The sequence below is a fragment of the Blastococcus sp. SYSU DS0616 genome, assembly GCF_054051015.1.
Genome location: NZ_JBJHAJ010000001.1, coordinates 249,255 through 272,332, shown reverse-complemented (window position 1 = coordinate 272,332; position 23,078 = coordinate 249,255). Strand labels below are relative to the sequence as shown.

The 23,078-nt window shown below is 74.3% G+C and carries 20 protein-coding genes; 10 read left to right on the top strand and 10 right to left on the bottom strand.

Annotated elements, in window-relative coordinates:
• Positions 1 to 26: 26 nt before the first annotated feature.
• A complete protein-coding gene (locus ACI79K_RS01300) occupies positions 27 to 1,454 on the bottom strand; it encodes an NAD(P)/FAD-dependent oxidoreductase (RefSeq protein ID WP_456598728.1) in 1,428 nt (475 codons plus the stop codon).
• Positions 1,455 to 1,572: 118 nt separating this feature from the next.
• Here ACI79K_RS01300 and ACI79K_RS01295 point away from each other — a divergent pair, with 118 nt between their 5' ends.
• Entirely contained in the window at positions 1,573 to 2,205 is a 633-nt protein-coding gene (locus tag ACI79K_RS01295; protein WP_456598727.1) for an alpha/beta fold hydrolase, read from the top strand.
• A 228-nt stretch (positions 2,206 to 2,433) separates the two neighbouring features.
• On the opposite strand, the gene ACI79K_RS01290 is transcribed toward ACI79K_RS01295, so the two are convergent.
• On the bottom strand, positions 2,434 to 3,861 hold the full coding sequence (locus ACI79K_RS01290) for an FGGY-family carbohydrate kinase (protein WP_456598726.1): 1,428 nt from the start codon (positions 3,859 to 3,861) through the stop codon (positions 2,434 to 2,436).
• Positions 3,862 to 4,090: 229 nt separating this feature from the next.
• Between ACI79K_RS01290 and ACI79K_RS01285 the strand changes: the two genes are divergently transcribed.
• The gene (locus ACI79K_RS01285; RefSeq protein WP_456598725.1) at positions 4,091 to 5,374 is read left to right on the top strand and encodes an ROK family transcriptional regulator; all 1,284 of its coding nucleotides are present in this window, start codon (positions 4,091 to 4,093) and stop codon (positions 5,372 to 5,374) included.
• Between the two features lie 145 nt (positions 5,375 to 5,519).
• Positions 5,520 to 6,680 (top strand): xylose isomerase, encoded by a 1,161-nt coding sequence (xylA, locus tag ACI79K_RS01280; protein WP_456598724.1) that lies wholly within the window; start codon positions 5,520 to 5,522, stop codon positions 6,678 to 6,680.
• 63 nt (positions 6,681 to 6,743) lie between these two features.
• Here the strand turns inward: xylA and ACI79K_RS01275 are convergent, their stop codons facing one another.
• On the bottom strand, positions 6,744 to 7,658 hold the full coding sequence (locus ACI79K_RS01275; RefSeq protein ID WP_456598723.1) for an alpha/beta hydrolase family protein: 915 nt from the start codon (positions 7,656 to 7,658) through the stop codon (positions 6,744 to 6,746).
• A 1-nt stretch (position 7,659) separates the two neighbouring features.
• Positions 7,660 to 8,025 carry a hypothetical protein gene (locus tag ACI79K_RS01270; protein WP_456589439.1) on the bottom strand — a complete coding sequence of 122 codons (366 nt, stop codon included), beginning with the start codon at positions 8,023 to 8,025 and terminating at the stop codon, positions 7,660 to 7,662.
• Positions 8,026 to 8,062: 37 nt separating this feature from the next.
• Here ACI79K_RS01270 and ACI79K_RS01265 point away from each other — a divergent pair, with 37 nt between their 5' ends.
• Entirely contained in the window at positions 8,063 to 8,611 is a 549-nt protein-coding gene (locus tag ACI79K_RS01265; protein ID WP_456589440.1) for a helix-turn-helix domain-containing protein, read from the top strand.
• On the opposite strand, the gene ACI79K_RS01260 is transcribed toward ACI79K_RS01265, so the two are convergent.
• Complete coding sequence (locus ACI79K_RS01260; RefSeq protein WP_456589441.1) at positions 8,601 to 9,104, bottom strand: hypothetical protein; 504 nt, start codon at positions 9,102 to 9,104, stop codon at positions 8,601 to 8,603. The genes ACI79K_RS01265 and ACI79K_RS01260 overlap by 11 nt on opposite strands.
• Positions 9,105 to 9,287: 183 nt before the next feature.
• On the opposite strand from ACI79K_RS01260, the gene ACI79K_RS01255 reads away from it, so the two are divergent.
• Positions 9,288 to 10,424 carry an ROK family protein gene (locus tag ACI79K_RS01255; RefSeq protein ID WP_456596594.1) on the top strand — a complete coding sequence of 379 codons (1,137 nt, stop codon included), beginning with the start codon at positions 9,288 to 9,290 and terminating at the stop codon, positions 10,422 to 10,424.
• Positions 10,425 to 10,433: 9 nt separating this feature from the next.
• Here the strand turns inward: ACI79K_RS01255 and ACI79K_RS01250 are convergent, their stop codons facing one another.
• Positions 10,434 to 10,817, bottom strand: coding sequence for a hypothetical protein (locus ACI79K_RS01250; protein WP_456598722.1), 384 nt, complete (start codon positions 10,815 to 10,817; stop codon positions 10,434 to 10,436).
• 177 nt (positions 10,818 to 10,994) lie between these two features.
• Here ACI79K_RS01250 and ACI79K_RS01245 point away from each other — a divergent pair, with 177 nt between their 5' ends.
• The 5 genes from ACI79K_RS01245 to ACI79K_RS01225 all read left to right on the top strand — a co-directional run bounded on the left by ACI79K_RS01245 (position 10,995) and on the right by ACI79K_RS01225 (position 17,167).
• Positions 10,995 to 12,590: a sugar ABC transporter ATP-binding protein gene (locus ACI79K_RS01245; protein WP_456596595.1), complete on the top strand. Its 1,596-nt coding sequence runs from the start codon at positions 10,995 to 10,997 to the stop codon at positions 12,588 to 12,590.
• Positions 12,587 to 13,783 (top strand): ABC transporter permease, encoded by a 1,197-nt coding sequence (locus ACI79K_RS01240; RefSeq protein ID WP_456589445.1) that lies wholly within the window; start codon positions 12,587 to 12,589, stop codon positions 13,781 to 13,783. The genes ACI79K_RS01245 and ACI79K_RS01240 overlap by 4 nt, the downstream gene beginning before the upstream one ends.
• 111 nt (positions 13,784 to 13,894) lie before the next feature.
• Positions 13,895 to 14,920 carry a substrate-binding domain-containing protein gene (locus tag ACI79K_RS01235; RefSeq protein WP_456589446.1) on the top strand — a complete coding sequence of 342 codons (1,026 nt, stop codon included), beginning with the start codon at positions 13,895 to 13,897 and terminating at the stop codon, positions 14,918 to 14,920.
• Between the two features lie 64 nt (positions 14,921 to 14,984).
• Positions 14,985 to 16,160, top strand: coding sequence for a Gfo/Idh/MocA family protein (locus ACI79K_RS01230; RefSeq protein WP_456596596.1), 1,176 nt, complete (start codon positions 14,985 to 14,987; stop codon positions 16,158 to 16,160).
• Positions 16,160 to 17,167 carry a sugar phosphate isomerase/epimerase family protein gene (locus ACI79K_RS01225; protein ID WP_456596597.1) on the top strand — a complete coding sequence of 336 codons (1,008 nt, stop codon included), beginning with the start codon at positions 16,160 to 16,162 and terminating at the stop codon, positions 17,165 to 17,167. The genes ACI79K_RS01230 and ACI79K_RS01225 overlap by 1 nt, the downstream gene beginning before the upstream one ends.
• A 122-nt stretch (positions 17,168 to 17,289) precedes the next feature.
• Here the strand turns inward: ACI79K_RS01225 and ACI79K_RS01220 are convergent, their stop codons facing one another.
• The 4 genes from ACI79K_RS01220 to ACI79K_RS01205 all read right to left on the bottom strand — a co-directional run bounded on the left by ACI79K_RS01220 (position 17,290) and on the right by ACI79K_RS01205 (position 22,984).
• Positions 17,290 to 17,775: a hypothetical protein gene (locus ACI79K_RS01220; protein WP_456598721.1), complete on the bottom strand. Its 486-nt coding sequence runs from the start codon at positions 17,773 to 17,775 to the stop codon at positions 17,290 to 17,292.
• 160 nt (positions 17,776 to 17,935) lie between these two features.
• On the bottom strand, positions 17,936 to 19,507 hold the full coding sequence (locus tag ACI79K_RS01215) for a DEAD/DEAH box helicase (RefSeq protein ID WP_456598720.1): 1,572 nt from the start codon (positions 19,505 to 19,507) through the stop codon (positions 17,936 to 17,938).
• Between the two features lie 295 nt (positions 19,508 to 19,802).
• The gene (locus tag ACI79K_RS01210) at positions 19,803 to 21,434 is read right to left on the bottom strand and encodes a GMC family oxidoreductase (protein WP_456598719.1); all 1,632 of its coding nucleotides are present in this window, start codon (positions 21,432 to 21,434) and stop codon (positions 19,803 to 19,805) included.
• Positions 21,431 to 22,984, bottom strand: a complete 1,554-nt coding sequence (locus ACI79K_RS01205) for an aldehyde dehydrogenase family protein (RefSeq protein WP_456598718.1) — start codon at positions 22,982 to 22,984, stop codon at positions 21,431 to 21,433. Before ACI79K_RS01205 ends, ACI79K_RS01210 begins: the two co-directional genes overlap by 4 nt.
• Positions 22,985 to 23,078: the final 94 nt, after the last annotated feature.

Genomic DNA, 23,078 nt, shown 5'->3' with positions numbered 1-23,078 from the left:
GAGGGATCACCCGGCCGGTGTACCGGTCAGGCGGAGTCCCGCTGGGTCATGTCCTCGCCGGCCGGGTCGACGTCCTTCGGCCCGCCCGTCTTGGACACCTCCCACCGGGGACCCAGCTGTTCCAGCGCGAGCCGGCCGTAGACCTGCTGCTGGGTGGCGACCCGCTCGGACCGGCCGCGGCCGAGGAAGCTGACCATCCAGTGCAGGACGGTGGTCACGCGGCTCTTGAAGCCCACGATGTACATCAGGTGGACGACCAGCCACAGCACCCAGGCGAAGAAGCCCTCGAACTTGAGCTTCCCGACGTCGGCCACCGCGGAGAACCGGCTGATGGTCGCCATCGAACCCTTGTCCTTGTACCGGAACGGCTGCTGCGGGGCCTTGCCGGTAGCGCGCCGCCTGATCGCCTCCGCGGCGTACCGCCCACCCTGGATCGCCACCTGCGCGACCCCGGGGAGCTTGCCCAGCGCCATCATGTCGCCGACGACGTGGATCTCGGGGTGGCCGGGCAGCGTGAGGTCGGGCTGGACGGAGATGCGGCCGGCGCGGTCGACCTCGGCCCCGGTCTGCTCGCCGAGCATGCGGCCCAGCTCGCTGGCCTGCACGCCGGCGGCCCATATCTTGGTGGCCGCCTGGATGCGGCGGACCTGGCCGTCGGTGTCCTTGACCTCGAGGCCGTCGGCGTCGACGTCGGTGACCATCGCGCCGAGCTGCACGTCGACGCCGATCTCGTTCAGCTGCCGGCGGGCGCGCTCGCCCAGCTTCTTGCCGAAGGACGGCAGCACGGCGGGCGCGGCGTCGAGCAGGATGATCCGGGCGCTGGTGGGGTCGATGTTCCGGAAGTCGCGGCGCAGGGTGCGGCGGGCCAGCTCGGCGATCTGCCCGGCCATCTCGACGCCGGTGGGGCCGGCGCCGACGACGACGAAGGTGAGGAGCCGGTCGACCTCGGCCGGGTCCTTGGCGATCTCGGCCAGCTCGAAGGCGCCGAAGATCCGGCCGCGGAGCTCCAGGGCGTCGTCGATGCTCTTCATGCCGGGCGCGAACTCGGCGAAGTGGTCGTTGCCGAAGTACGACTGCCCTGCGCCCGCCGCGACGATCAGCTCGTCGTACGGGTGCACCAGCTTCCGGCCGAGGATCTCCGAGGTCACCGTACGGGCGGCCACGTCGATCTCGGTCACCTCGCCGAGGACGACCTGGGCGTTCTCCTGGCGGCGCAGGATCTCCCGGGTCGCGGGCGCGATCTCGCCCTCGGAGAGGATGCCGGTGGCCACCTGGTAGAGCAGCGGCTGGAAGAGGTGCTGGGCGGTCTTGCCGATCAGCGTGACGTCGACCGGTGCCTTCTTCAGCGCCTGTGCGGCGAAGAGCCCGCCGAAGCCGGAGCCGATGATGACGACGCGCGGCCGGCCGCCGGGGGAGTCGATCGGGGCCTGCGCCTGCGCTGGTGATGTCGTCATGATGTTTCATCCTTCCACCTCGGCCCACGCCGGTCGTGGACACCCCGGGAGATGCGTGTCACGCCGCGGGCCCCTCGGTCGGCTCGCGGGCCGGACGCGGGGCCGGTAGACCATCCGGGTGCCACGATCGGTGTCGCTCCTTCTCGTTCCCGGTCTCGGGCTGGATGAACGTTCCGCCCGCAGGTTGCGGGCAGAAGTTCCTGTCGACGTCGTCGTCCTGCCGGGCATGGGCCGCGCCGAGCGCGTGCCGTCGGTCGACGACCTGGCGCGGCACCTGGTGGCGGCGCTGCCGGCGGGGCCCGTGGTCCTGGTCGGGCACTCGCAGAGCTGCCAGGTGGTGGCCGCGGCCGCGGGCGATCCCCGGGTCGCGGGGGTCGTGCTGTGCGGGCCGACCACCGATCCGCGGATGCGCCGGTTCCGGGTGCTGGCCGCCCGCTGGGTGCGCACGGCCCTCGCCGAGCCCTGGTGGCAGGTGCCGCTCATCGTCCGGCAGTGGTTGCACACCGGACCGCGCGCGATGGGGGCCCTGTGGCGGGTGGCCGCGCCCGACGGCATCGAGGGGCGCCTGGCCCGGGTCGCGGCGCCGGTCGTCGTCGTGCGCGGCGATCGGGACGCGCTCTGCCCCGGGGACTGGGCGGCGCGGGTGGCGTCGGCCGCGCCGCGGGGCCGGCTGGTCGAGCTGCCGGGTGCGGCGCACATGACGGTGCAGACGCACCCGGCCCAGCTCGCCGCCCTGCTCCGCTCGTTCTGACCATCCCGCCTCGTCCGCGCCGTGCGGCAGCCGGATGCGCCGGACACCGCTGCCGCACCGCGTGGTCGCCCCGCCACGAGCGGAGCGAGGTGTGGGAGTGACGTGCTGGAACGGCCACCCTTCAGGGACCCGCCACGAGCGGAGCGGATGGTGGGCGGTGACGCGCTGGAACGGCCCCGTCCAGAGGCTCACCGCGAGCCTGCGAGCGGTGAGGAGGACGGGGTCCTTTTACTGGCCGTCGGTGCGGCCCCGCACCTCGGCGTAGCGCTCGCGGACGTGCGTGGCTGCCGGCGCGTCGAACTCCTGCAGCCCCGGTTGTGCCCACTCCGGCGGGGCGTCGGCGCCGGAGAGCGCCCAGGCGGCCTGTCGCGCGGCACCGTCGGCGACGTACTCGCCGGGGGCCGGTACGAGGACGGGGCGGCCGAAGATGCCCGGGGCCAGCTGCTGCACGGCGGGTGAGCGGGCGGCGCCGCCGATCAGCAGCACCCGCTCGACCTCCACCCCTTGGGCGACGACCGCCTCGATGCCGTCGGCCAGGCCGCACAGCAGGCCCTCGATCGTCGCGCGGGCCCAGTGCGCCGGTGTGGAGGTGCGCAGGGTGAGGCCGTGCACCGAGCCGGTGGCGTCGGGCAGGTTCGGCGTCCGCTCGCCCTCCAGGTACGGCACGAGCACGAGCCCGTCGGCGCCCGAGGGAGCCGAGAGCGCCAGCTCCGACAGGGTGGCGTGGTCGACGCCGAGCAGCGCGGCGGCGGCGTCGAGCACGCGGGCGGCGTTGAGCGTCGCCACCAGCGGGAGGTGGTTGCCGGTGGCGTCGGCAAATCCGGCCACGGTGCCGGTCACGTCGGCGACGGCCGTGGGGGTGACGGCCGAGACGACGCCGGAGGTGCCGATCGAGACGACGACGTCGCCCGGTCGCGCGGCCAGGCCCAGCGCGGCCGCGGCGTTGTCGCCCGTGCCGGGGCCCAGGACGCCGGAGCCGCCGGAGCCGCCGGCGAGGCTGCCCACCCGCTCGGCCGGCCCGGCCACGCGCGGAACCGCCGGGCGCCGCCCGCGCATGGCGCGCTCGAGCAGGTCGAGGCGGTACTCGCCGGTGCGGGCCGACCAGTACGCGGTGCCGCTGGCGTCGCCGCGGTCGGTGACCAGGGTGCCGAGGTCGCGGTCGGCCGAGAGCCGCCAGGTCAGCCAGTCGTGGGGGAGGCAGACGGCGGCGGTGCGGTCGGCGTTGCCGGGTTCGGCGTCGGCCAGCCAGCGCAGCTTCGTCGCGGTGAACGACGCGACCGGCACCAGCCCCACGGCATCGGCCCACGCCTGGCGGCCGGCCTGCTCGTCGCCGTCGCCGAGCTCGCGGATCAGCTCCGCCGCCGCCGGGGCCGACCGCACGTCGTTCCACAGCAGCGCGTCGCGGACCACCTCGCCCCGTTCGTCGAGGCAGACCATGCCGTGCTGCTGCCCGCCGACGGCGAGCGCGGCGACGTCGTCGAGGCCGCCCGCCTCCGCGGCCGCGGCCCGGAACGCCTCCTCCCAGGCACGGGGATCCACCTCGGTGCCGGGCGGGTGCGGCGCCCGCCCCGACCGGACCAGCTCGCCGGAGTCGGAGTCCCGGACGACGACCTTGCACGCCTGCGTCGAGGTGTCGACGCCCGCCACGAGCGTCATCGGACGTGCTCCCGTCCCGGGGCAGCGGGGAGGGGCAGGGGAGCGGGTGGCGGAGCGCACACGGCGGTCATGGGAAGGGGACCTTAGGCCGCCTCCGCCCGTCGCGCCCGGCGGAGGGTCCTGCCCCGGGCGCCCGGCGCGGCGGCGGTCCGTCTTGACCGCCCGACCGGCGGCCCCTAATTTGTTTGCTCAACCGACGAATGTCGGCGGCGACCCCGAGGAGGTGGACGTGGGCGAGGTTCCACCGCTGTACGACGGGTCCTCCGAACGGCGCGCTCCGGCCGACCAGGCGACGGTGCGCCGCACCAACCTGGGGCTGGTCCTGCGGCACCTCCGCGACCACGGCCCGCGCTCCCGCGCCCGCATCGCCCAGGAGACCGGCCTGAACAAGGCCACGGTGTCCAGCCTGGTGGCCGAGCTCGCCGACCGTCGCCTGGTCACCACCGGGGAGGTCGACCGCGCCGGTTCGGTGGGGCGCCCGGGGCTCACCGTGCACCTGGACGGCGCCTGCGTGTGCGGCATCGGCGTCGAGCTGAACGTCGACTACGCCGCCGCGCTCGTGCTCGACCTGCGGGGCGAGGTGCTCTTCGAGCAGCGGCTCGCGCTCGACCTCCCCGCGCTCGGCGCCGAACGCACCCTGGACGCGGTCGCCGGCCTGGTCTCCGACGCGGTCGCCGCGGCCGCGGCGACCGGGGCCAGCCCGGCCGGCCTGACCGTGGCGGTCGCCGGCCTGGTCCGCAGCCTCGACGGCGTCGTGACGCTGGCGCCGAACATCGGCTGGCGCGACGTCGCCGTCCTCGACGGGCTGCGCGCCCGCCTGGGCACCGACTTCCCGATCCGCGTCGAGAACGACGCCAACCTCTCGGCCATCGCCGAGTGGGCCATGGGCTCCGAGGCGCGGACCTCCGACCTGGTCTACCTGACCGGTGAGGTGGGTGTCGGCGGTGGCGTGATCGTCGGCGGCCGGCTGCTGCGCGGAGCCGGTGGGCTCTCCGGCGAGGTCGGGCACACCTCGCTCGGCGATCCGGACGCCGTCTGCGGCTGCGGGCGGCGCGGCTGCTGGGAGACCGTCGTCGGCCTGGCCGCCCTGCTGCGCGCGGCCGCCGATCCCGGTGACCCGGTGGCCGATCCGGGCCGTGACCTGGAGGCGCGGCTGGCGGAGGTCGCTGCCCGCGCCGAGGCCGGTGACGCCCGCACGCTCGCCGCGCTCCGGCAGGTCGGCACCTCCCTCGGGACCGGCGCCGCCGTGCTCATCAACCTCTTCAACCCCCGGGTGGTCATCCTCGGCGGGTACTTCGCGGTGCTGGGGGAGTACCTCATGGAGCCGCTGCTCACCGAGCTGGAGGCCCGTGTGCTCGGGCCCGGCGTCGCCGGTGCGCGCGTCGTCCTCTCCACCCTGGGGTTCACCGCGGCCGTCCGCGGGGGCGCGCACGTCGCCCTGGAGTCCGTCCTCGAGGACCCGACGCTGGTGCCGGTGCCCTCGCTCACGCCGACAGGCGCCGGGGCCCGATGACCGCCACCGGCCCCTCTTCCGCGGCCCACCCCACCACCGGCGACCAGCCGACCCCCTCGTCCGCCCCGGGCCGCGCGATCCAGCGTGTGCCGGAGGCCCTCGCGCGCAGTGCAGCCAACCGATCGACCCGGATGGAGATCCCCGCATGACCGACTACACCCCGACCAAGGACGACAAGTTCAGCTTCGGTCTCTGGACCGTGGGCTGGCAGGGCGTCGACGTCTTCGGCGGCGCCGTCCGGCCCCCGCTGGACCCGGTGGAGTCGGTGCACCGGCTCGCCGAGCTCGGTGCCGCCGCCGTCACCTTCCACGACGACGACCTGGTGCCCGACGACGCCACCCGCGACGCCACTCTCGAGCGGTTCAAGAAGGCGCTGGCCGAGACCGGCATGGGCGTGGAGATGGCGACCACCAACCTGTTCGGCGCCCCGGTGTTCAAGGACGGCGGCTTCACCGCCAACGACCGCGCCGTCCGCCGGTACGCCCTCGCCAAGGTGCTGCGCAACATCGACCTGGCCGCCGAGCTGGGCGCGAAGACCTACGTGCTGTGGGGCGGACGTGAGGGTGCGGAGTCCGGTGGCACCAAGGACGTCGCCGCCGCGCTGGACCGGTACAAGGAGGGCCTGGACCTGCTCTGCTCCTACGTGCGGGAGAAGGGCTACGACATCCGGTTCGCCCTGGAGCCCAAGCCGAACGAGCCGCGCGGCGACATCCTGCTGCCGACCATCGGCCACGCGATCGCCTTCATCAACGAGCTCGAGGAGCCGACCCGCGTCGGGCTGAACCCCGAGGTCGGGCACGAGGAGATGGCCGGGCTCAACTTCGCCATGGGCATCGGCCAGGCGCTGTGGCACGACAAGCTCTTCCACGTCGACCTCAACGGCCAGCACGGCCCGCGCTTCGACCAGGACCTGCGCTTCGGCGCGGGCAACCTGCGCGGGGCGTTCTGGACCGTCGACACGCTGCTCGGCTCCGGGTCGGGGAAGGCCTACGACGGCTACCTGCACTTCGACTACAAGCCGCCGCGGACCGAGGACATCGACGGTGTCTGGGAGACCGCCCGCGCCTGCATGCGCAACTACCTGATCCTCAAGGAGAAGGCGCAGGCGTTCCGGGCCGATCCCGAGGTCGCCGAGGCGCTGGAGGCCGCGCGCGTGGCCGAGCTCGCCGTGCCGACCCTGGCCGAGGGCGAGAGCCTCGACGCCCTGCGCAACGAGGCCCACGACCCGGAGACCCTGGGTGCCCGCGGGCTGCAGTTCGAGCGGCTCGACCAGCTGGCGATGGAGCACCTGCTCGGCGTCCGCTGAGCAGACCGGCCCGGCGGCGGGCGGGCACCCCGGGACCTCCCCGGGTGCCCGCCCGTCCCGCGTTCAGGGGCGGGTGGTCCGCCGGCACCAGTCGGCGACGGTGGCGAGGAGCTCCGCGTCGACGGGGGACCGCAGCTCCTTCCGGTAGGCGCTCATCGACGCCGGCCCGGCCTGCCGCCGCAGCGTGTGGGTGAGGTCGGGGACCAGGTGCGTCTCCACCGGCCCGCCCACGGTGGCCGCGACCACCGCCAGGTCCTCCGGCCGCACCTGCAGGTCCTTGGCGCCGGTGACCGCCAGGACCGGGACCGTGATCCGGGCGAGGTCCTCCCGTGGGTCATGTGCCAGGAACTCCCGGGTCCACCGGGCGTTGACCCGGGCGCCGCCGATGCGGGCGACGTCGGTGGTGGTGGCCTTGACCCGTGCGTGGTTGGCCGCGACCTTCGCCTCCAGGTCGGTGCGCAGGAGGCGGAGCAGGAACCGCACCGGCGCCGGGAGGGTCGGCGCGATCTGCCGCGCCTGCCACCGCAAGAGCTCCTCGCCGCGGGTGGCGCTCATGGCGAGCAGCACCAGCCCGGCCACGGGCGCGCCGCGGGCGGCGAGCGAGGCCGCGAGGATCGCGCCCTCGCTGTGCCCGGCGAGCAGCACCCGCTCCGGGTCGACCTCCGGCCGGGCGCGCAGGACGTCGAGCGCGGCGGCCAGGTCCTCGACGTTGTCGTGCAGACCGGCGGCCCGCCAGTCGCCGGGGCTGCCGCCGACCCCGCGCTTGTCGTAGCGCAGCGACGCGATGCCCGCCCCGGCCAGGGCGTGCGCCAGCTGGCGGGTGACGTCGAAGCGGGCGCGGCGGTGGTTCGAGTCGCGGTCGAGCGGGCCGGAGCCGGACGCCAGCAGGACGGCGGGCGCGGGCGGTGCTGACTCGGGGAGCGAGAGGGTGCCGGCGAGCGGGGTGGCGCCGGGGATCTGGACCGGGACGTCGCGCACGTCAGGCGACCGGGTGCAGCGCGGCGGCCACGGCCGGGGCGTCGTCGGTGCCGACGAGCAGGGTGTCGTACCCCTGGCCCGTCAGGCGGACGCGGACCGCCGGCTGCCCCCGGCGCACGCAGACCAGCGTGCGCTCGCCGGGGCGCCGCCAGGTGCCGATCTTCCGGGCACCGGGGAGGGCCAGGCCGGGGGCGCGCAGGCCGCGCGTGGCCGGCAGGGCGTCGGCCACCACCTCGGCCGAGCGGACCGCCGAGCGCGGCACTTCCACGTCCCGTAGCAGGCCGGCGATCTTCTCGCCGAGGGTGAGGCGCACCGCGACGGTGGAAGGTGTCAGTTGCAGCGTGGCCATGGCGGACACTATTCTCACGCGTGAGACTGTTGTCAAGGATGAGAACGGTGAGCGCGTGAACTCGGTGGACCTGCTGCTGCACCCCGTCCGGCTGCGCGTGGTGCAGGCCTTCCTCGGCGGCCGCACGCTCACCACGGGAGAGGTGCGCTCCGCGCTGCCCGACGTGCCGGTCGCGTCGCTCTACCGGCACGTCGGCGTCCTCGCCGACGCCGGGGTGCTCGAGGTGGTGGGGGAGCGGAGGGTCCGCGGCGCCGCGGAGCGCAGCTACCGCCTGGTGTCGTCGGCGGCGGAGGTATCGGCCGACGACCTCGCCACCATGACGGGCGAGGACCACCGGCGGGCGTTCACCACGTTCGTCGCCTCGCTGCTGGCGGACTTCGACCGCTACCTCGACCGCGGGGAGCCCGACCTGGTGCGCGACGGGGTCGGTTACCGCCAGGTCGGCCTCTGGCTCACCGACGCCGAGTTCGACGAGCTGCTCACCGAACTCCGCGGGGTGCTGCAGGCACGGCTGGCCAACCGGCCCGGCGACGAGCGCCGGCGCCGGCTGGTCGGCCTGGTGAACCTGCCCGGGGAGGAGCCTCCCGGGGAGGTCAGTCGCTGAGGCGGCGGCGGGCCTTCGCGGCCCGCTTGTTGGCCTTGTCGAGCGTCTTCGCGGCCTTGCGCACCCGCCGCGGCTCGCGCTCGAGGGTGCCGCGCACCAGCATGCCGATGCCGATGCCGAGCAGCCAGCTGTCCTTGGCGATCGCCAGCCCCTGCTCGGTGGGGGCGAGGCTGCCCTCCTTCCGCATGCCCGGCGTCTTCAGGTAGAGCCCGAGCAGCCCGCCGGAGAAGGCGGTGAGCGCAGCGCCGGCAACGGCGGTGGGCACGAACGGCGTGAGCAGCGCCGCACCGACGGCGATCTCGGCGGTGGACAGCGCCTTCGCGAACTGCTGCGGCTCCATCCGCGCGAGGAACGGGTACGTGCCGCTGGCGAAGCCGTGCATGCCGGCCGCCGCCTGCTCGTCGGCACCGCGCTTGCCGAGGCCGCTGTTGAGGATGAAGGCGCCGGCGGAGAGCCGGGGTGGGATCTCGGACAGGGTGATGGGCAGACCCACGGGAGCACACCTTTCTGGTCGGTGGAGCTGGTCCAGTGCTCAACCAGCATGACCCGACCAGTGCCCCAGCACACGTCGGGCAACCCCGTGCCCGACGTGTGCGTGTGGCGGCCTCGCGCCACCGGCGGTGCGGGCGCGGCGTGTCACTATGACGGCGTGGCGTCCACCTCTGCGTCTGCCGGCGTGCTGTTGCGTCACGTGCGGACCGGCCGCGCCCGGAGCCGGGCGGACCTGGTCGCGCTGACGGGCGCCTCCCGCAACACCGTGAGCGCACGGGTCGATCAGCTCATCGCCGCGAACCTGCTGGCGGAGGGCGGGCGTGGCTGGAGCACCGGCGGCCGCCCGCCGACGCTGCTGCGCTTCAACAGCGGCGCCGGCTGCGTGATCGCCGTCGACCTCGGGGTGACCAGCGTCGACGTCGCCGTCACCGACCTGTCCGCCCAGATCCTCGCGACCGTCGGCCACCCCATCGACATCGCCGACGGCCCCGGGCCGGTGCTGGCGGAGGTCGACCGGCTGGCCCAGCAGGTGCTCGCCGAGGCGGGGCTGACGGCGGGCGACGTCTGCGCGGTGGGCGTGGGCGTGCCCGGCCCGGTGGAGTTCTCGACCGGCCGACCCTCGCATCCGCCGATCATGCCGGGCTGGCACGACTACCCGATCCCCAGCGCGTTCGGCCGGTACGAGTGCCCGGTCTACGTCGACAACGACGTGAACGTCATGGCGCTGGGGGAGATCGGCGTCGCCGGCTCGGTGCAGGACGTGCTGGTCGTCAAGGTGGGGACGGGCATCGGCTGCGGCGTGATCGTCGACGGTCGGGTGTACCGGGGGGCGCAGGGCAGCGCCGGCGACATCGGGCACATCCACGTCGCCCAGCCCGACGGCCGCACCGTCGTGTGCCGGTGCGGGCAGGAGAACTGCCTGGAGGCGATCGCCGGCGGCGGCGCGCTGTTGCGGGACGCCGTCGCCGCGGGGTTGCCGGTGGAGACCGTCCGCGAGGTCGTGCGGCTCGCCGCCCAGGGGGACGGCGTGGCGCTGGAGCTGGTCCGCGGCGCGGGGCGCACGATCGGCACGGTGCTCGCCGCGCTGGTCAACTTCTTCAACCCGCACCGCATCGTCATGACCGGGGGTGTGGCGCAGGCCGGCGTCCCGCTGCTCGCGGGCATCCGGGAGGCCGTCTACCGCCGCTCGATGCCGCTGGCCGCCCGCGCCCTGGAGATCACCGTGAGCGAGGCTCCCGAGCGCTCCGGCCGCGTCGGTGCCGCGCTCATGGCGATCGAGGAGTTCCTGGACGAGGACTCGGTCCAGGCCCTGGCGCGCTGACCGGCGCCCTCAGGACTGCAGGGCCAGCACGAGGCAGAAGGCCGCCAGGACCAGGCACACCGGGGTCATCACGGCGCGCTCCGCCCGGCTGTGCGACGCGGCGTTCACCGCCACGCCGAGTCCGAAGTAGGCCGTCAGCACCCAGATCCCGGCGTTCACGCCCCCCGCGGCGCCCGGCACGGTGAGCTGCGTGGCGGACGCCCGGATGGTGAGCGCGAAGAGCGCGTACAGCGCGATCGACAGCGCGCTGCCGATGCGCAGCCGGCGGGGGAGCACGCGGTGGCGCCCGCCCCAGGCGAGGTGGCCGAGCGGGGCGCCGGCGACGAGCGCCGCCTGGAAGACGGCCAGGCCGGCCAGCAGGGCGACGGCGACGGCGGCCGGCACGACGATCACGCGCCGCACGGTAGCGGTCCGGCTCGCGCGGAAGGCGAGGAGAGCGCCCGGGCCGGCGTCGAGGTCTCGGTTCGGTAACCGGCGCCCGGAACCTTGACCCCCTGTGACGCGGCACATATGTTGCTCGCTCAGCGGACTAATGGTCAATGGTGAGCAGAAGTACCGGAGGTGGGCGCAGTGGCCGGTGCACCGGTGGGGCACGACGGCGCGGGAGGTGCGCCGCTCCTGGCGATGCACGGCATCGTCAAGACGTTTCCGGGGGTGCGCGCGCTCGACGGCGTCGATCTCGATGTGCGGGCCGGGGAGGTGCACTGCCTGCTCGGGCAGAACGGCGCCGGGAAGTCGACCCTGATCAAGGTGCTCGCGGGCGCGCACCAGCCCGACGGCGGGCGGATCGAGTGGCGCGGCGAGCAGGTCTCCCTGACCAACCCGCAGGTGGCGATGAAGCACGGCATCGCCACCATCTACCAGGAGCTCGACCTGGTGGCCGGCCTCACCGTGGCCGACAACATCTTCCTGGGCCGCGAGCGGTCGCGGTTCGGCCTCGCCCGGCCGGCGCCGGCGAACGAGGCCGCCGGCAAGCTGCTGGCCCGGCTCGGCCACCCGGAGATCCGGCCCACCGCGGAGGTCGGCTCGCTGCCCGCCGCCGCGCAGCAGATGGTCAGCATCGCCCGGGCGCTCTCCCAGGACGCGCAGCTGATCGTCATGGACGAGCCGTCGGCCGTCCTGGACAACGAAGAGGTCCAGCACCTGTTCGAGGTGATCCGGGACCTGACCCGCGACGGCGTCGCGGTCGTCTACATCTCCCACCGCCTCGAGGAGATCCGCGAGGTGGGCGACCGGATCACCGTGCTCAAGGACGGGCGCACCGTGGCCACCGGGCTGCCGGTGCGGGACACCACGACCCGCCAGGTGATCGAGCTGATGACCGGCCGCGACATCGAGTACGTCTTCCCCGAGCGCCGGGCCGTCCCCGCCGCGGAGCCGCTGCTCTCGGTGCGCGACCTGAGCCTGCGCGGCACGTTCCGGGGGGTGTCCTTCGACGTCCGCCCGGGCGAGGTGGTCGGCCTCGCCGGGCTGGTGGGCTCGGGGCGCTCGGAGATCCTCGAGACCGTCTACGGCGCGCGCCGGGCGACCGGCGGCACCGTCTCGGTGGCGGGCCAGCGGCTGCGCCCGGGCCGGGTCTCCGCCGCGGTGGCCGCCGGCGTCGGGCTTGCCCCCGAGGAGCGCAAGAGCCAGGCGCTGCTCCTCGGCGACGCCGTCTACCGCAACATGAGCATCGCCAGCCTGGCCCGGTTCGCCCGCGGCGGGTTCCTCTCCGGCAGCAACGAGAAGGACGCCGCGCGCGAGCAGGCGCAGGCCCTCGACGTCCGCCCGGGCGACGTCAGCCGGGAGGTGCGGACGCTGTCGGGCGGCAACCAGCAGAAGGTCGTCCTCGCCCGCTGGCTGCTGCGCGACTGCCGGGTCCTGCTCCTCGACGAGCCCACCCGCGGCGTCGACGTCGGCGCCCGCTCGGAGATCTACGCGCTGATCCGCGAGCTGGCCGACCGCGGGGTCGCCGTCGTCGTGGTCTCCAGCGAGATCCCCGAGGTGCTGGGCCTGGCCGACCGGGTGCTGGTGATCTCCGACGGATCGGTCGTCGCCGAGCGGCCGGCCGACGCGCTCGACGAGCACGCCGTGCTCGACCTCGTCATGGAGGGATCGGTAGGCCCGCGCCAGCGCGGCGACCGGCAGCAGCCCACCGCACAGCAGCACGAAGGGGACGTGGCATGACCGGCAGCACCGCGACGACCGGGGGAGCGGGCGCGCCCGCGACGCCGAAGGGCCGCGCGCCCGAGGGGAACGGCGGCAGGCGCGCCGGTTTCATGGCCGGGTCGGCGGGGCCGCTGGTCGGCCTCGTCGTCGCGCTGGCCCTGCTCTGCATCGTCGGCGCGGTCACCGCGCCGGAACGCTTCGTCGACATCAACAACGTGCTGACCATCCTGCGGCTGGCCGCGGTCGTCGGCGTGGTCAGCATCGGCATGACGTTCGTGATCATCGGCGGTGGCATCGACCTCTCGGTGGGCGCGCTGGTCGCGCTGTCGTCGGTGTGGGCGACCACGCTGGCCACCCAGGCCATGGCCGAGGACTTCCACTGGATCGTCATGGTGTTCACGGCGATCGCGGTCGGCGCCGGCGCGGGGCTGGTCAACGGGATCGTCATCGCCTACGGCCGGCTGGTGGCCTTCATCGCCACCCTCGCCATGCTGGTCTCGGCCCGCGGCCTGGCCGAGATCATCGCCAACCGCCGCACCCAGATCGTGCAGAACGAGGGCTTCCTCGACTTCTTCACCGGCGACGTCCTCGGCATCCCGATGCTGGTGATCATCTGGGCGCTCGTCTCGGTCGCCGGCTGGGTCCTGCTCAACCGCACGACCTTCGGCCGGCACACCTTCGCCGTCGGCGGCAACGCCGAGGCTGCCCGGCTGGCCGGCATCCGCGTGCAGTGGCACACCTTGAAGCTCTACGTGCTCTCCGGCGTCACCTGCGGCATCGGCGCGGTGATGCTCATGGCGCGGACGACGACCGGCACCTCCACCCACGGCACGCTGCTGGAACTCCAGGTGATCGCCGCCGTCGTCATCGGCGGCACCCTGCTCACCGGTGGCCGCGGCACGATCGTCGGCACCGTCCTCGGCGTGCTGATCCTCATCACGCTGGGCAACATCTTCACGCTCAACAACCTGTCCAGCTCGGTCCAGGCCGTCGCGCAGGGCGTGATCATCGTGGTCGCCGTCCTGCTGCAGACGCGGCTGGCCGAGGGGCGCCGCGGCTCCGGCTGGCTGTCCCGCCTGCGCTCCGGCCGGGGCGAGTCGTCGTCCGGCGGCGCGGTCGCGGGGGGCACCCCGGCCGGCGCGGTGTCCGGCGGCTCGAGCGTGCCCGGCGCGCCGGGCGGCGACCGGCCCGGCACCGGCTCCGCCCCCTGATCCCCATGCACTGACTTCCCCACCCCCCAGAACCTGCCGGCGACCCGCCGGACGTGGCACACCGAGGAGAGATACATGTCTGCAGCGAGGCAGCGCCCCCACCGTCGTCTGATGTCCACCGCGGTCGCCCTGGCCGGCGCCTCCGTTCTCGTCGCCGGCTGCACCAGCAACGAGCCGGAGAGCTCCGGCGGTGGTGGTGGCGGCGGCACCGGCGCCGCGGCCAGCTCCAACGACGAGACCGGCGAGACCGTCCGGATCGGCTTCTCCGCGCCCGCCGCCGACCACGGCTGGATGGCCGGCATCACGGAGGCGGCACGGGACGCGGCCGGCGAGTACGAGGACATCGACCTGCAGGTCGCCGAGGGCACCAACGACGTCAGCACGCAGATCAGCCAGGTGGAGACCTTCATCAACGAGGGTGTCGATGCCATCGTGCTGCTGCCGTTCGACGGCGCTGCCATGACGCCGGTGGCGCTGCAGGCGATGGAGGCCGGCATCCCGGTCATCAACGTCGACCGCGAGTTCAACAGCCCGTTCGCCGCCCGCGCCACCGTCCTCGGCGACAACTACGGCATGGGCGTCTCCGCCGGCACCTACATCTGCGAGCAGGTCGGCGACAACCCCGACGCCGTCGTCGCCGAGATCGCCGGCATCGACTCGCTGCCGCTGACCCAGGACCGCAGCCAGGGTTTCGCCGACGCGCTGGCCGACTGCGGCCTCGACGTCGACAACCGGGTCGCGGCGGACTTCACCGTCGAGGGCGGCGAGGAGGCCGCGGCCAACCTGCTGCAGGCGGCACCCCAGATCGACGCCCTGTGGAACCACGACGACGACCAGGGCGTCGGCGTGCTCGCCGCCATCCAGAACGCCGGCCGCGACGAGTTCGTCATGGTCGGCGGCGCCGGCTCGGCGAACGCGATGCGGGAGATCCAGTCCGGGGACTCGGTGCTGCAGGCGACCGTCATCTACCCGCACACCCAGGCCGCCGACGGCATCCGCCTGGCCCGGCTGATCGCGCAGGGCAAGTCGATGTCGGACCTGGTCTCGCCCGAGGTCCCGCGGGAGATCGTGCTCAACGCGCCGGTCGTCACGGCCGAGAACGTCGACGAGTACATCGACCGCGCGTTCGAGTCCTGATCCGACGGGGCAGCGGGGGAGCGAGCGCGTTCCCCCGCTGCTCCACCCCCGCTGGGAGAAGCAGATGACCCGTACCCTCGGCGTCGGCCTGATCGGCTACGCCTTCATGGGCGCCGCGCACACGCACGCGTGGCGCACCGCCCCCCACTTCTTCGACCTGCCGCTGCGGCCGGAGCTGACCGTGCTGGCCGGGCGGGACGCCGCCAAGGTCGCCGAGGCCGCCGGCAAGCTGGGCTGGTCGAGCACCGAGACCGACTGGCACCGCGTCGTCGAGCGCGAGGACGTCGACCTGGTCGACGTCTGCACCCCCGGGAACACCCACGCCGAGATCGCGATCGCCGCGCTCGAGGCCGGCAAGCACGTGCTCTGCGAGAAGCCGCTGGCCAACACGGTGGCCGAGGCCGAGGCGATGGCCGAGGCGGCGGCGAAGGCCGCGACCCGCGGCGTCCGGTCGATGGTGGGCTTCACCTACCGGCGGGTGCCCGCGATCGGGCTGGCCCGCAAGCTCGTGGCCGAGGGCCGGCTCGGCCAGATCCGGCACGTCCGCGCGCAGTACCTGCAGGACTGGATCGCCGACCCCGCGGCACCGATGTCGTGGCGGCTGGAGAAGGACAAGGCCGGCTCCGGCGCGCTGGGCGACATCGGGGCGCACGTCGTGGACCTGACGCAGTACATCACCGGCCAGACGCTCACCGGGGTCAGCGCGACGCTGGAGACGTTCGTGACCGAGCGCCCGCTGCCCGCGTCGGCCGGATCGTTGTCCGGCGTCGGCGGGGAGGGGACGGGGCAGGTCACCGTCGACGACGCCGCGGTCTTCCTCGGCCGGTTCGCCGGGGGAGCGCTCGGCGTGTTCGAGGCGACCCGGTTCGCCCTCGGCCGCAAGAACGGCATCCGCATCGAGATCAACGGCTCGGCCGGCAGCCTGGCCTTCGACTTCGAGGACATGAACGTCCTGCAGTTCTTCGACGGCACCGAGCCCGCGGAGACCGCCGGCTTCCGGCGGATCATCGTGACCGAGCCGGAGCACCCCTACGTCGCCGCGTGGTGGCCGGCCGGGCACGGCCTGGGCTACGAGCACGGCTTCACCCACCAGGTCGTCGACCTGGTCACCGCCATCGGGGCGGGGGAGGACCCGGCCCCCTCGTTCGCCGACGGCCTGCAGGTCCAGCGGGTGCTCGACGCCGTCGAGCGCAGCGCGGCGGACCGCTCCACCTGGACCGAGATCGAGAGGAACTCCTGATGCCCCGTCCCGTCACGCTGTTCACCGGCCAGTGGGCCGACCTCCCCTTCGAGGAGATGTGCCGGCTGGCCTCCGGCTGGGGCTACGACGGCCTGGAGATCGCCTGCTGGGGCGACCACCTCGACGTCGAGCGCGCCGCGAACGACGACTCCTACGTGGCCGAACGCCTCGACATCCTGAAGCGGCACGGCCTGCAGGTCTTCGCGATCTCCAACCACCTCAACGGCCAGGCCGTCTGCGACGACCCGATCGACGAGCGGCACCGCGGCATGGTGCACCCGCGGGTGTGGGGCGACGGCGACCCCGAGGGGGTGCGGCAGCGCGCCGCGGAGGAGATGAAGCTGACCGCCCGCGCGGCGGCCAAGCTCGGCGTCGACGTGGTCGTCGGGTTCACCGGCAGCAAGATCTGGAAGACCGTGGCGATGTTCCCGCCGGTCCCCGAGTCGATGATCGAGGACGGCTACCGCGACTTCGCCGACCGGTGGAACCCGATCCTCGACGTCTTCGACGAGGTGGGGGTGCGGTTCGCGCACGAGGTGCACCCGAGCGAGATCGCCTACGACTACTGGACGACGGTGCGCGCGCTGGAGGCGATCGGTCACCGGGAGGCGTTCGGGCTGAACTGGGACCCGTCGCACTTCGTGTGGCAGGACCTGGACCCGGTCGGCTTCCTGTGGGACTTCAAGGACCGGATCTACCACGTCGACTGCAAGGACGCGAAGAAGCAGGTGGGCAACGGCCGCAACGGCCGGATGGGCTCGCACCTGCCCTGGGCCGACCCGCGGCGCGGCTGGGACTTCGTCTCCACCGGGCACGGCGACGTCCCGTGGGAGGCGTGCTTCCGCATGCTCAACACCATCGGCTACGCCGGGCCGATCTCGGTGGAGTGGGAGGACGCCGGCATGGACCGGCTCGTGGGTGCGCCAGAGGCGCTGGAGTTCGTCCGCCGGCTGGCCTTCGACCCGCCGTCGGCCGCGTTCGACGCCGCCTTCGCCAGCGGCGGCTGAGCTCCGGCGGTCCGGCCGCCGGTGGGGTGCAGGGAACCGGGTGGGCCGGCGGGAGACGTCCCGCCGGCCCACCCGGCGGCGTTCTCCGGCGCGGCGCGGCGACGAGCGGTGCCGCGGCAGGGTCACTCCACCTGGACGGTGACCTCGATGCCTCGTTCCCGGTCGTCGCGCTGCGAGGAGTAGAAGACGTACTCGCCGGGATCCAGGGTGACGGTGAGGGTGCCGGTCAGCCCCGGCCGGATGACACCGGTGGTCGCGACCTGCTCCCCGTCGCGATCGACGGAGAGGTCGTGCTCCTGGCCGCCCTCGTTGACGACCTCGATCTCGTAGGGTCCCGCCGCCAGCTCGGTGGGCATGACGATGCCGCCGTCCTCCAGCCGCACCGTCTCGGTGAGGACGTCGGTCTCCACGCCGGTCGAGGTCGCCGACGGCGAGCCGCCACGCCCGGAGTCACCGGGCTGGGTGGGCAGCCCCGGCGCCGTCTCGGTCGGCACGGCGTCCTCCGTGGAGCCGTTCCCCCCGCAGCCGGTGAGCAGGCCCAGCCCGACGGCGAAGGCGGCCGCCGTGACCCGGCGTCGGTGGGACGGGGGACGGGGCGATCGGGGCACGGTGCCTCCTCCGGGTGCGGTGCCCCCGGCGCGGACGCCGTCGCCCGGCCCGCGCCGGATGAGCGTCGGATCCGACGTGCAGTCCAGTGCCCAGCGATGCGCGGACCAACCGTCGACCCCTCGCCCGCGGCGGCACCGGGTCGGCGCCGCCGCGGCGCGGTCAGCGACCTCGGCGGGACCGCGAGCTGAACGAGGCGGCCGAGGTCGTCCCGGCCCGCGCGGCCAGCTCGGCGCGGGTGCGGGCCGGGCCGCTCGCGCGACCGGAGCCCCCCGAACCACCGCGGCCGGAGGCCGCTGCGGGCTTGGTCGAGCCAGAGCCGGAACCCGAGCCGCCGCGACGGCGACGGCCGCCACCGGAGCCCTGCGGCTGCGGCTCCGGGGCCGGAGCCGGCTCGACGTAGGGCGCCGCCGGGCCGGCGAGCTCGGCGATCTGCTCGGCCCCGGGGCGGACCTGGCTGACGATCGGGGAGATCCCGGCCTGACGGGTCAGGGTGCGCACCTCGCCCACCATGTCGGGGGTCGTGATCGTGACGACGGTGCCGCCGGCGCCGGCCCGGGCGGTGCGGCCCGACCGGTGCAGGTAGGCCTTGTGCTCGGTCGGCGGGTCGACGTGGACGACCAGCGCGACGTCGTCGACGTGGATGCCCCGGGCGGCGATGTCGGTCGCGCACAGCACCCGGCTGGAGCCGTTGCTGAACGCCTCGAGGTTGCGCTCACGGGCGTTCTGGCTGAGGTTGCCGTGCAGGTCGACGGACGGGATGCCCGCCGCGGTGAGCTGCTTGGCCAGCTTCTTGGCCTGGTGCTTGGTCCGCGTGAACAGCACGCTGCGGCCCAGCCCCGACGCCAGCTGCCGCACGACCTCGGCCTTGTCCGCGCTCTGCACGTGGAAGACGTGGTGGGTCATCGTGCTGACCGGCGCCACCGCGGGGTCGACCGAGTGGGTCGTCGGGTTGTCGAGGTAGCGCTTGACCAGCACGTCGACGCCGTTGTCCAGCGTGGCGCTGAAGAGCATGCGCTGCCCGACCTTCGGGGTGCGGTCCATGATGCGCTTGACGCCGGGCAGGAAGCCCAGGTCGGCCATGTGGTCCGCCTCGTCGAGGATGGTCACCTCGATGGCGCCCAGGTCGCAGTGACCCTGGCCGATCAGGTCCTCGAGCCGGCCGGGGCAGGCGATGACGATGTCGACCCCGCGGGCCAGCGCCTGCACCTGTGGGTTCTGGCCGACGCCGCCGAAGATCGTCGTCGCCGACATGCCCAGCGCCCGGGCCATCGGGTCGACGACCGCGAAGACCTGGTTGGCCAGTTCACGGGTCGGCACGAGCACCAGCGCGCGCGGGCGCTTGGCCTGGCGGCGGGTGCCGGAGGCGGCGAGCCGGGCGACCAGGGGGATGGAGAAGGCGAGGGTCTTGCCCGAGCCGGTGCGGCCGCGGCCGAGGACGTCGCGCCCGGCCAGGCTGTCGGGCAGCGTGGCGACCTGGATGGGGAACGGCGCGGTGATGCCGCTGGTCTCGAGCACCTCCACCATCGGCGCGGGGACGCCGAGGGCGGCGAAGGTGGTGTCGGTGGGGAGCACGGTCGCGTCGGCCCCGACGGGGACGACGACGGGCGCGGGGGCAACGGCGGGCGCCGGGCGGTTCTGGTTCTGCTGCTCGCCGGCCGGGCGGGTGCCGCGGCCGCGGCCGCCACGACGGCGGCGGGCGCCGCCCTCGCTGGGGGCGGGGGTGTTCTGCATGGAGGTCAATGGAGTCCTTCGACGCTCGAGTGGCTGCGCGACCACCGCAGTCGAGCGAGCGCCGGCGCACCTGCGCGTGGGCAGGGCGGGCTCGCATCGTCGGCGAGACGTCGGTCAGCCGGGCGCACCAAGGTGGCGCAGCCTCAGCCCGACGTCGATTCCTGCCGCTCCGGATGAGCGAGGGCGGCGCCGGTACACACCACTCAACCAGACCCGGCCGCCGTGTGGTCCCACCGGGAGGGAGTGTCAGGTCACATCGGGTGAGGACGCGGCACCTCCCGGAGGCGCTTCCGGCTCAGTGCGCGGCGGCCGGCTGCCCCGCGGGCGTGCGGCCGAGGATCAGGTCGGCCGCCCGCTCGGCGATCATGATCGTCGGCGCGTTGGTGTTGCCGCGCACCAGCGTCGGCATGACCGAGGCGTCGACCACCCGCAGGCCCTGGATGCCGCGCACCCGCAGCTGCGGGTCGACGACGGCCATGTCGTCGGAACCGTCGTCGGTGCCCATCCGGCAGGAGGACACCGGGTGGTAGAGCGACTCGAGGGTGTCGCGCACCTTCTGCCGCAGCGCTTCCCGCCCGTGCACCGTGCCGCCGGGCGACCATTCCTCGGCCAGCACCGAGGACAGTGGGGCGACCGAGGCGATCTCGCGGGCCCGCTCGACGCCGGAGACCAGCGCGTCGAGGTCGCGCTCGTCGGTGAGGTAGCCGGCGTCGATGGCCGGGGCCCACGTCGGGTCGGCCGAGCGCAGCCGCACCGAGCCGCGCGAGTGCACCCGCACGAGCACGACGGCCGCGGTGAAGGCCTCGGCGTCGGGGTCGACCTCCGCCTGCTTCCAGAACTTCACCGGCAGGAAGTGCAGCTGCAGGTCCGGCTCGGCCACGTCGGGGCGGGACCGGGTGAACAGCCCTGCCTCGGCGAGGTTGGAGGTGAGCGGGCCGCGACCGGCCGCCTTCCACTTCGCGAGGTTGACCGGCGTCTCGGCCAGCCGCAGCGACCTCCCCGAGCGCACGGTCCAGATGACCGGCACCAGCGGGTGGTCCTGCAGGCCGGCGCCCACCCCCGGCAGGTCGTGGACGACGTCGACGCCGACCTCGCGCAGGTGATCGGCCGGGCCGATGCCGGAGAGCATCAGCAGCTGCGGGGAGTTGACCGCGCCGCCGGAGAGCACCACCTCCCGGGTGGCGCGCACGGTGTGCAGCCGGCCGCCGCAGCGGTACTCGACCCCGGTGGCCCGCCCGTTCTCGACCAGCACCCGGGTGGTCAGCGCCCCGGTGCGCACGGTCAGGTTCGGCCGGCCGGCGGCGGGGTGCAGGTAGGCGTCGGCAGCCGACCAGCGGCGGCCGCGGCGCTGCGTCACCTGGAACGGGCCGACGCCCTCCTGCGTGGCGCCGTTGAAGTCCGGGTTGCGCGGGTAGCCGCTGGCCACCGCCGACTCGACGACCGCCGTGGTCCACGGGTGCGGCGAGCGCAGGTCCTCGACCCGCAGCGGGCCGCCGACGCCGTGCCACTCGTCGGCCCCGCGGGCGTTGTCCTCCATCCGCCGGAACAGCGGCAGCACCTGTTCGTAGGACCACGACGGGTCGCCGGTCAGCTCGGCCCACTCGTCGTAGTCGGCCCGGGCGCCGCGGATGTAGATCATCGCGTTGATCGACGACGAGCCGCCGAGCAGCTTGCCGCGCGGCCAGAAGAGCCTCCGGCCGCCCAAGCCGGGCTGCTCGTCGGTCGTGTAGTTCCAGTCGTGCCGGGTGCGCCAGACCTTGTACAGCCCGGCGGGGATCTTGACCTCGAGGACGTCGTCGGGGCCGCCGGCCTCCAGCACGAGCACCCGCAGCGACGGGTCCTCGCTCAGCCGCCCGGCGACCGCGCTGCCGGCCGAGCCCGCGCCCACGACGACGACGTCGAACTCCGCTCCGTCCGCCGTGCTCACCGGTGTCGTCCGTGCAGCATGCCCATGACCCGGGCGAGCGCGTCGGCGGCGTTCGCGGGCCGGCCGAAGCTCATCAGGTTGACCGGCAGCGGCACGCGCTGGCGGGTGATGGCCTTGGCGCGGGTGAACTCCTTGAGCCCGTCCTCGCCGTGGATGCGTCCGAAACCGGAGTCGCCCACGCCGCCGAAGGGCAGGGCGGGGACCGAGGCGAAGGTGAGCACCGAGTTGATCGACGTCATGCCGCTGCGCATCCGGCGGGCGAGGTCCATCGCCTTGTCCTTGGAGGCCGAGAAGACCGCCCCGGCCAGGCCGTAGGTCGTGTCGTTGGCGCGCTGCAGGGCCTCCTCGGCGTCGCGCACCTTCGTGATGGTGAGCGTGGGGCCGAAGGTCTCCTCGCGGATCGCCGCCGAGTCCTCGGGGACGTCGAGCAGCACGGTGGGCGCCACGTAGCCCTGGGCCGGGAACGCCTCGGCGTCGGTGCCACCGGTGACCACCCGGGCGCCGGCGGACTCGGCGTCGGCGACGTGCGAGCGGACCACGTCGATCTGCCCGGGCATGGTCATCGGGCCGTAGGTCGCCCCGCCGTCGGCACCCGGTCGCAGGGTGCGCACCTGGGCGGTGACCGCGTCCACGAAGCGGTCGTAGACCGCCTCGGTTGCGTACACCCGCTCGATGCCGATGCAGGTCTGGCCCCCGTTGCTCATCGCGCCCCAGACGGCCGCGTCCGCGGCGGCGGCCACGTCGGCGTCGTCGTCGACGATCATCGCGTCCTTGCCGCCGAGCTCCATGAGCACCGGGGTGAGGGTCTCGGCGCAGGCGGCCATGACCTTCCTGCCGGTCGCCGCGGAGCCGGTGAAGGCGAGCTTGTCGACGGGCACCCGGCACAGCGCGGCGCCGGTGGACCCGAAGCCGGTGACGACCTGGAAGGCGTCGGCGCAGTCGGGGACGGCCGCCCGCCAGGCGGCGGCCAGCCAGGCGCCGACGGCCGGCGTGTACTCGGAGGGCTTGAAGACGACGGCGTTGCCGGCGGCCAGCGCGTAGGCGATCGAGCCCATCGGCGTGAACACCGGGTAGTTCCACGGGCCGATGACGCCGACGACGCCCAGCGGCTGGTACTCCAGGTAGGCGGCGTGGTTCGCGGCCAGCAGGCCGGGGTTGACCTTGCGCGGGCCCAGGGTCTTGCGCGCGTGCCCGGCGGCCCAGGCGAGGTGGTCGACGGCGAGGGTGATCTCGAGGATCGCGTCGGCGTGCGGCTTGCCGTTCTCCCGGTGCACCAGGTCGGCCAGCTCGTGCATGCGCCGGGCCAGGTAGCCGCGGTAGGCCGAGAGCCGCTCCTTGCGGCCGTCGAAGCCCAGCGCCGCCCACTGCTGCGCGGCGGTGCGGGCCCGCGCGACGGTCGCGCCGACGGCGGCCTCGTCGTGCACGGGGAAGACGCCGACGACCTCGCCGGTGGCCGGCGCCGTCGACTCGAACGTCTCGGTGGTGGCGTGCCGGCCGACCGTTCCCGCGGTGGAGCCGGTGACCGTGTCCATCTGCTCGGCGAGCGACATGTGACGCACGTTACCCGCGAGTCACAGACATCGGCGCCGGGGTTCGCCCGGTCGGGGAAAGCCACCGATCCGAGACATCGCGGTTCCGCGCATG

Bases quoted from the DNA above. Each gene is read 5' to 3' on its own strand.
- ACI79K_RS01235 (WP_456589446.1), top strand. From the start codon at position 13,895: ATGTCCACCGCGGTCGCCCTGGCCGGCGCCTCCGTTCTCGTCGCCGGC.
- ACI79K_RS01300 (WP_456598728.1), bottom strand. From the start codon at position 1,454: ATGACGACATCACCAGCGCAGGCGCAGGCCCCGATCGACTCCCCCGGC.
- ACI79K_RS01225 (WP_456596597.1), top strand. From the start codon at position 16,160: ATGCCCCGTCCCGTCACGCTGTTCACCGGCCAGTGGGCCGACCTCCCC.
- ACI79K_RS01205 (WP_456598718.1), bottom strand. From the start codon at position 22,984: ATGTCGCTCGCCGAGCAGATGGACACGGTCACCGGCTCCACCGCGGGA.
- xylA (WP_456598724.1), top strand. From the start codon at position 5,520: ATGACCGACTACACCCCGACCAAGGACGACAAGTTCAGCTTCGGTCTC.
- ACI79K_RS01240 (WP_456589445.1), top strand. From the start codon at position 12,587: ATGACCGGCAGCACCGCGACGACCGGGGGAGCGGGCGCGCCCGCGACG.
- ACI79K_RS01290 (WP_456598726.1), bottom strand. From the start codon at position 3,861: ATGACGCTCGTGGCGGGCGTCGACACCTCGACGCAGGCGTGCAAGGTC.
- ACI79K_RS01230 (WP_456596596.1), top strand. From the start codon at position 14,985: ATGACCCGTACCCTCGGCGTCGGCCTGATCGGCTACGCCTTCATGGGC.
- ACI79K_RS01215 (WP_456598720.1), bottom strand. From the start codon at position 19,507: ATGCAGAACACCCCCGCCCCCAGCGAGGGCGGCGCCCGCCGCCGTCGT.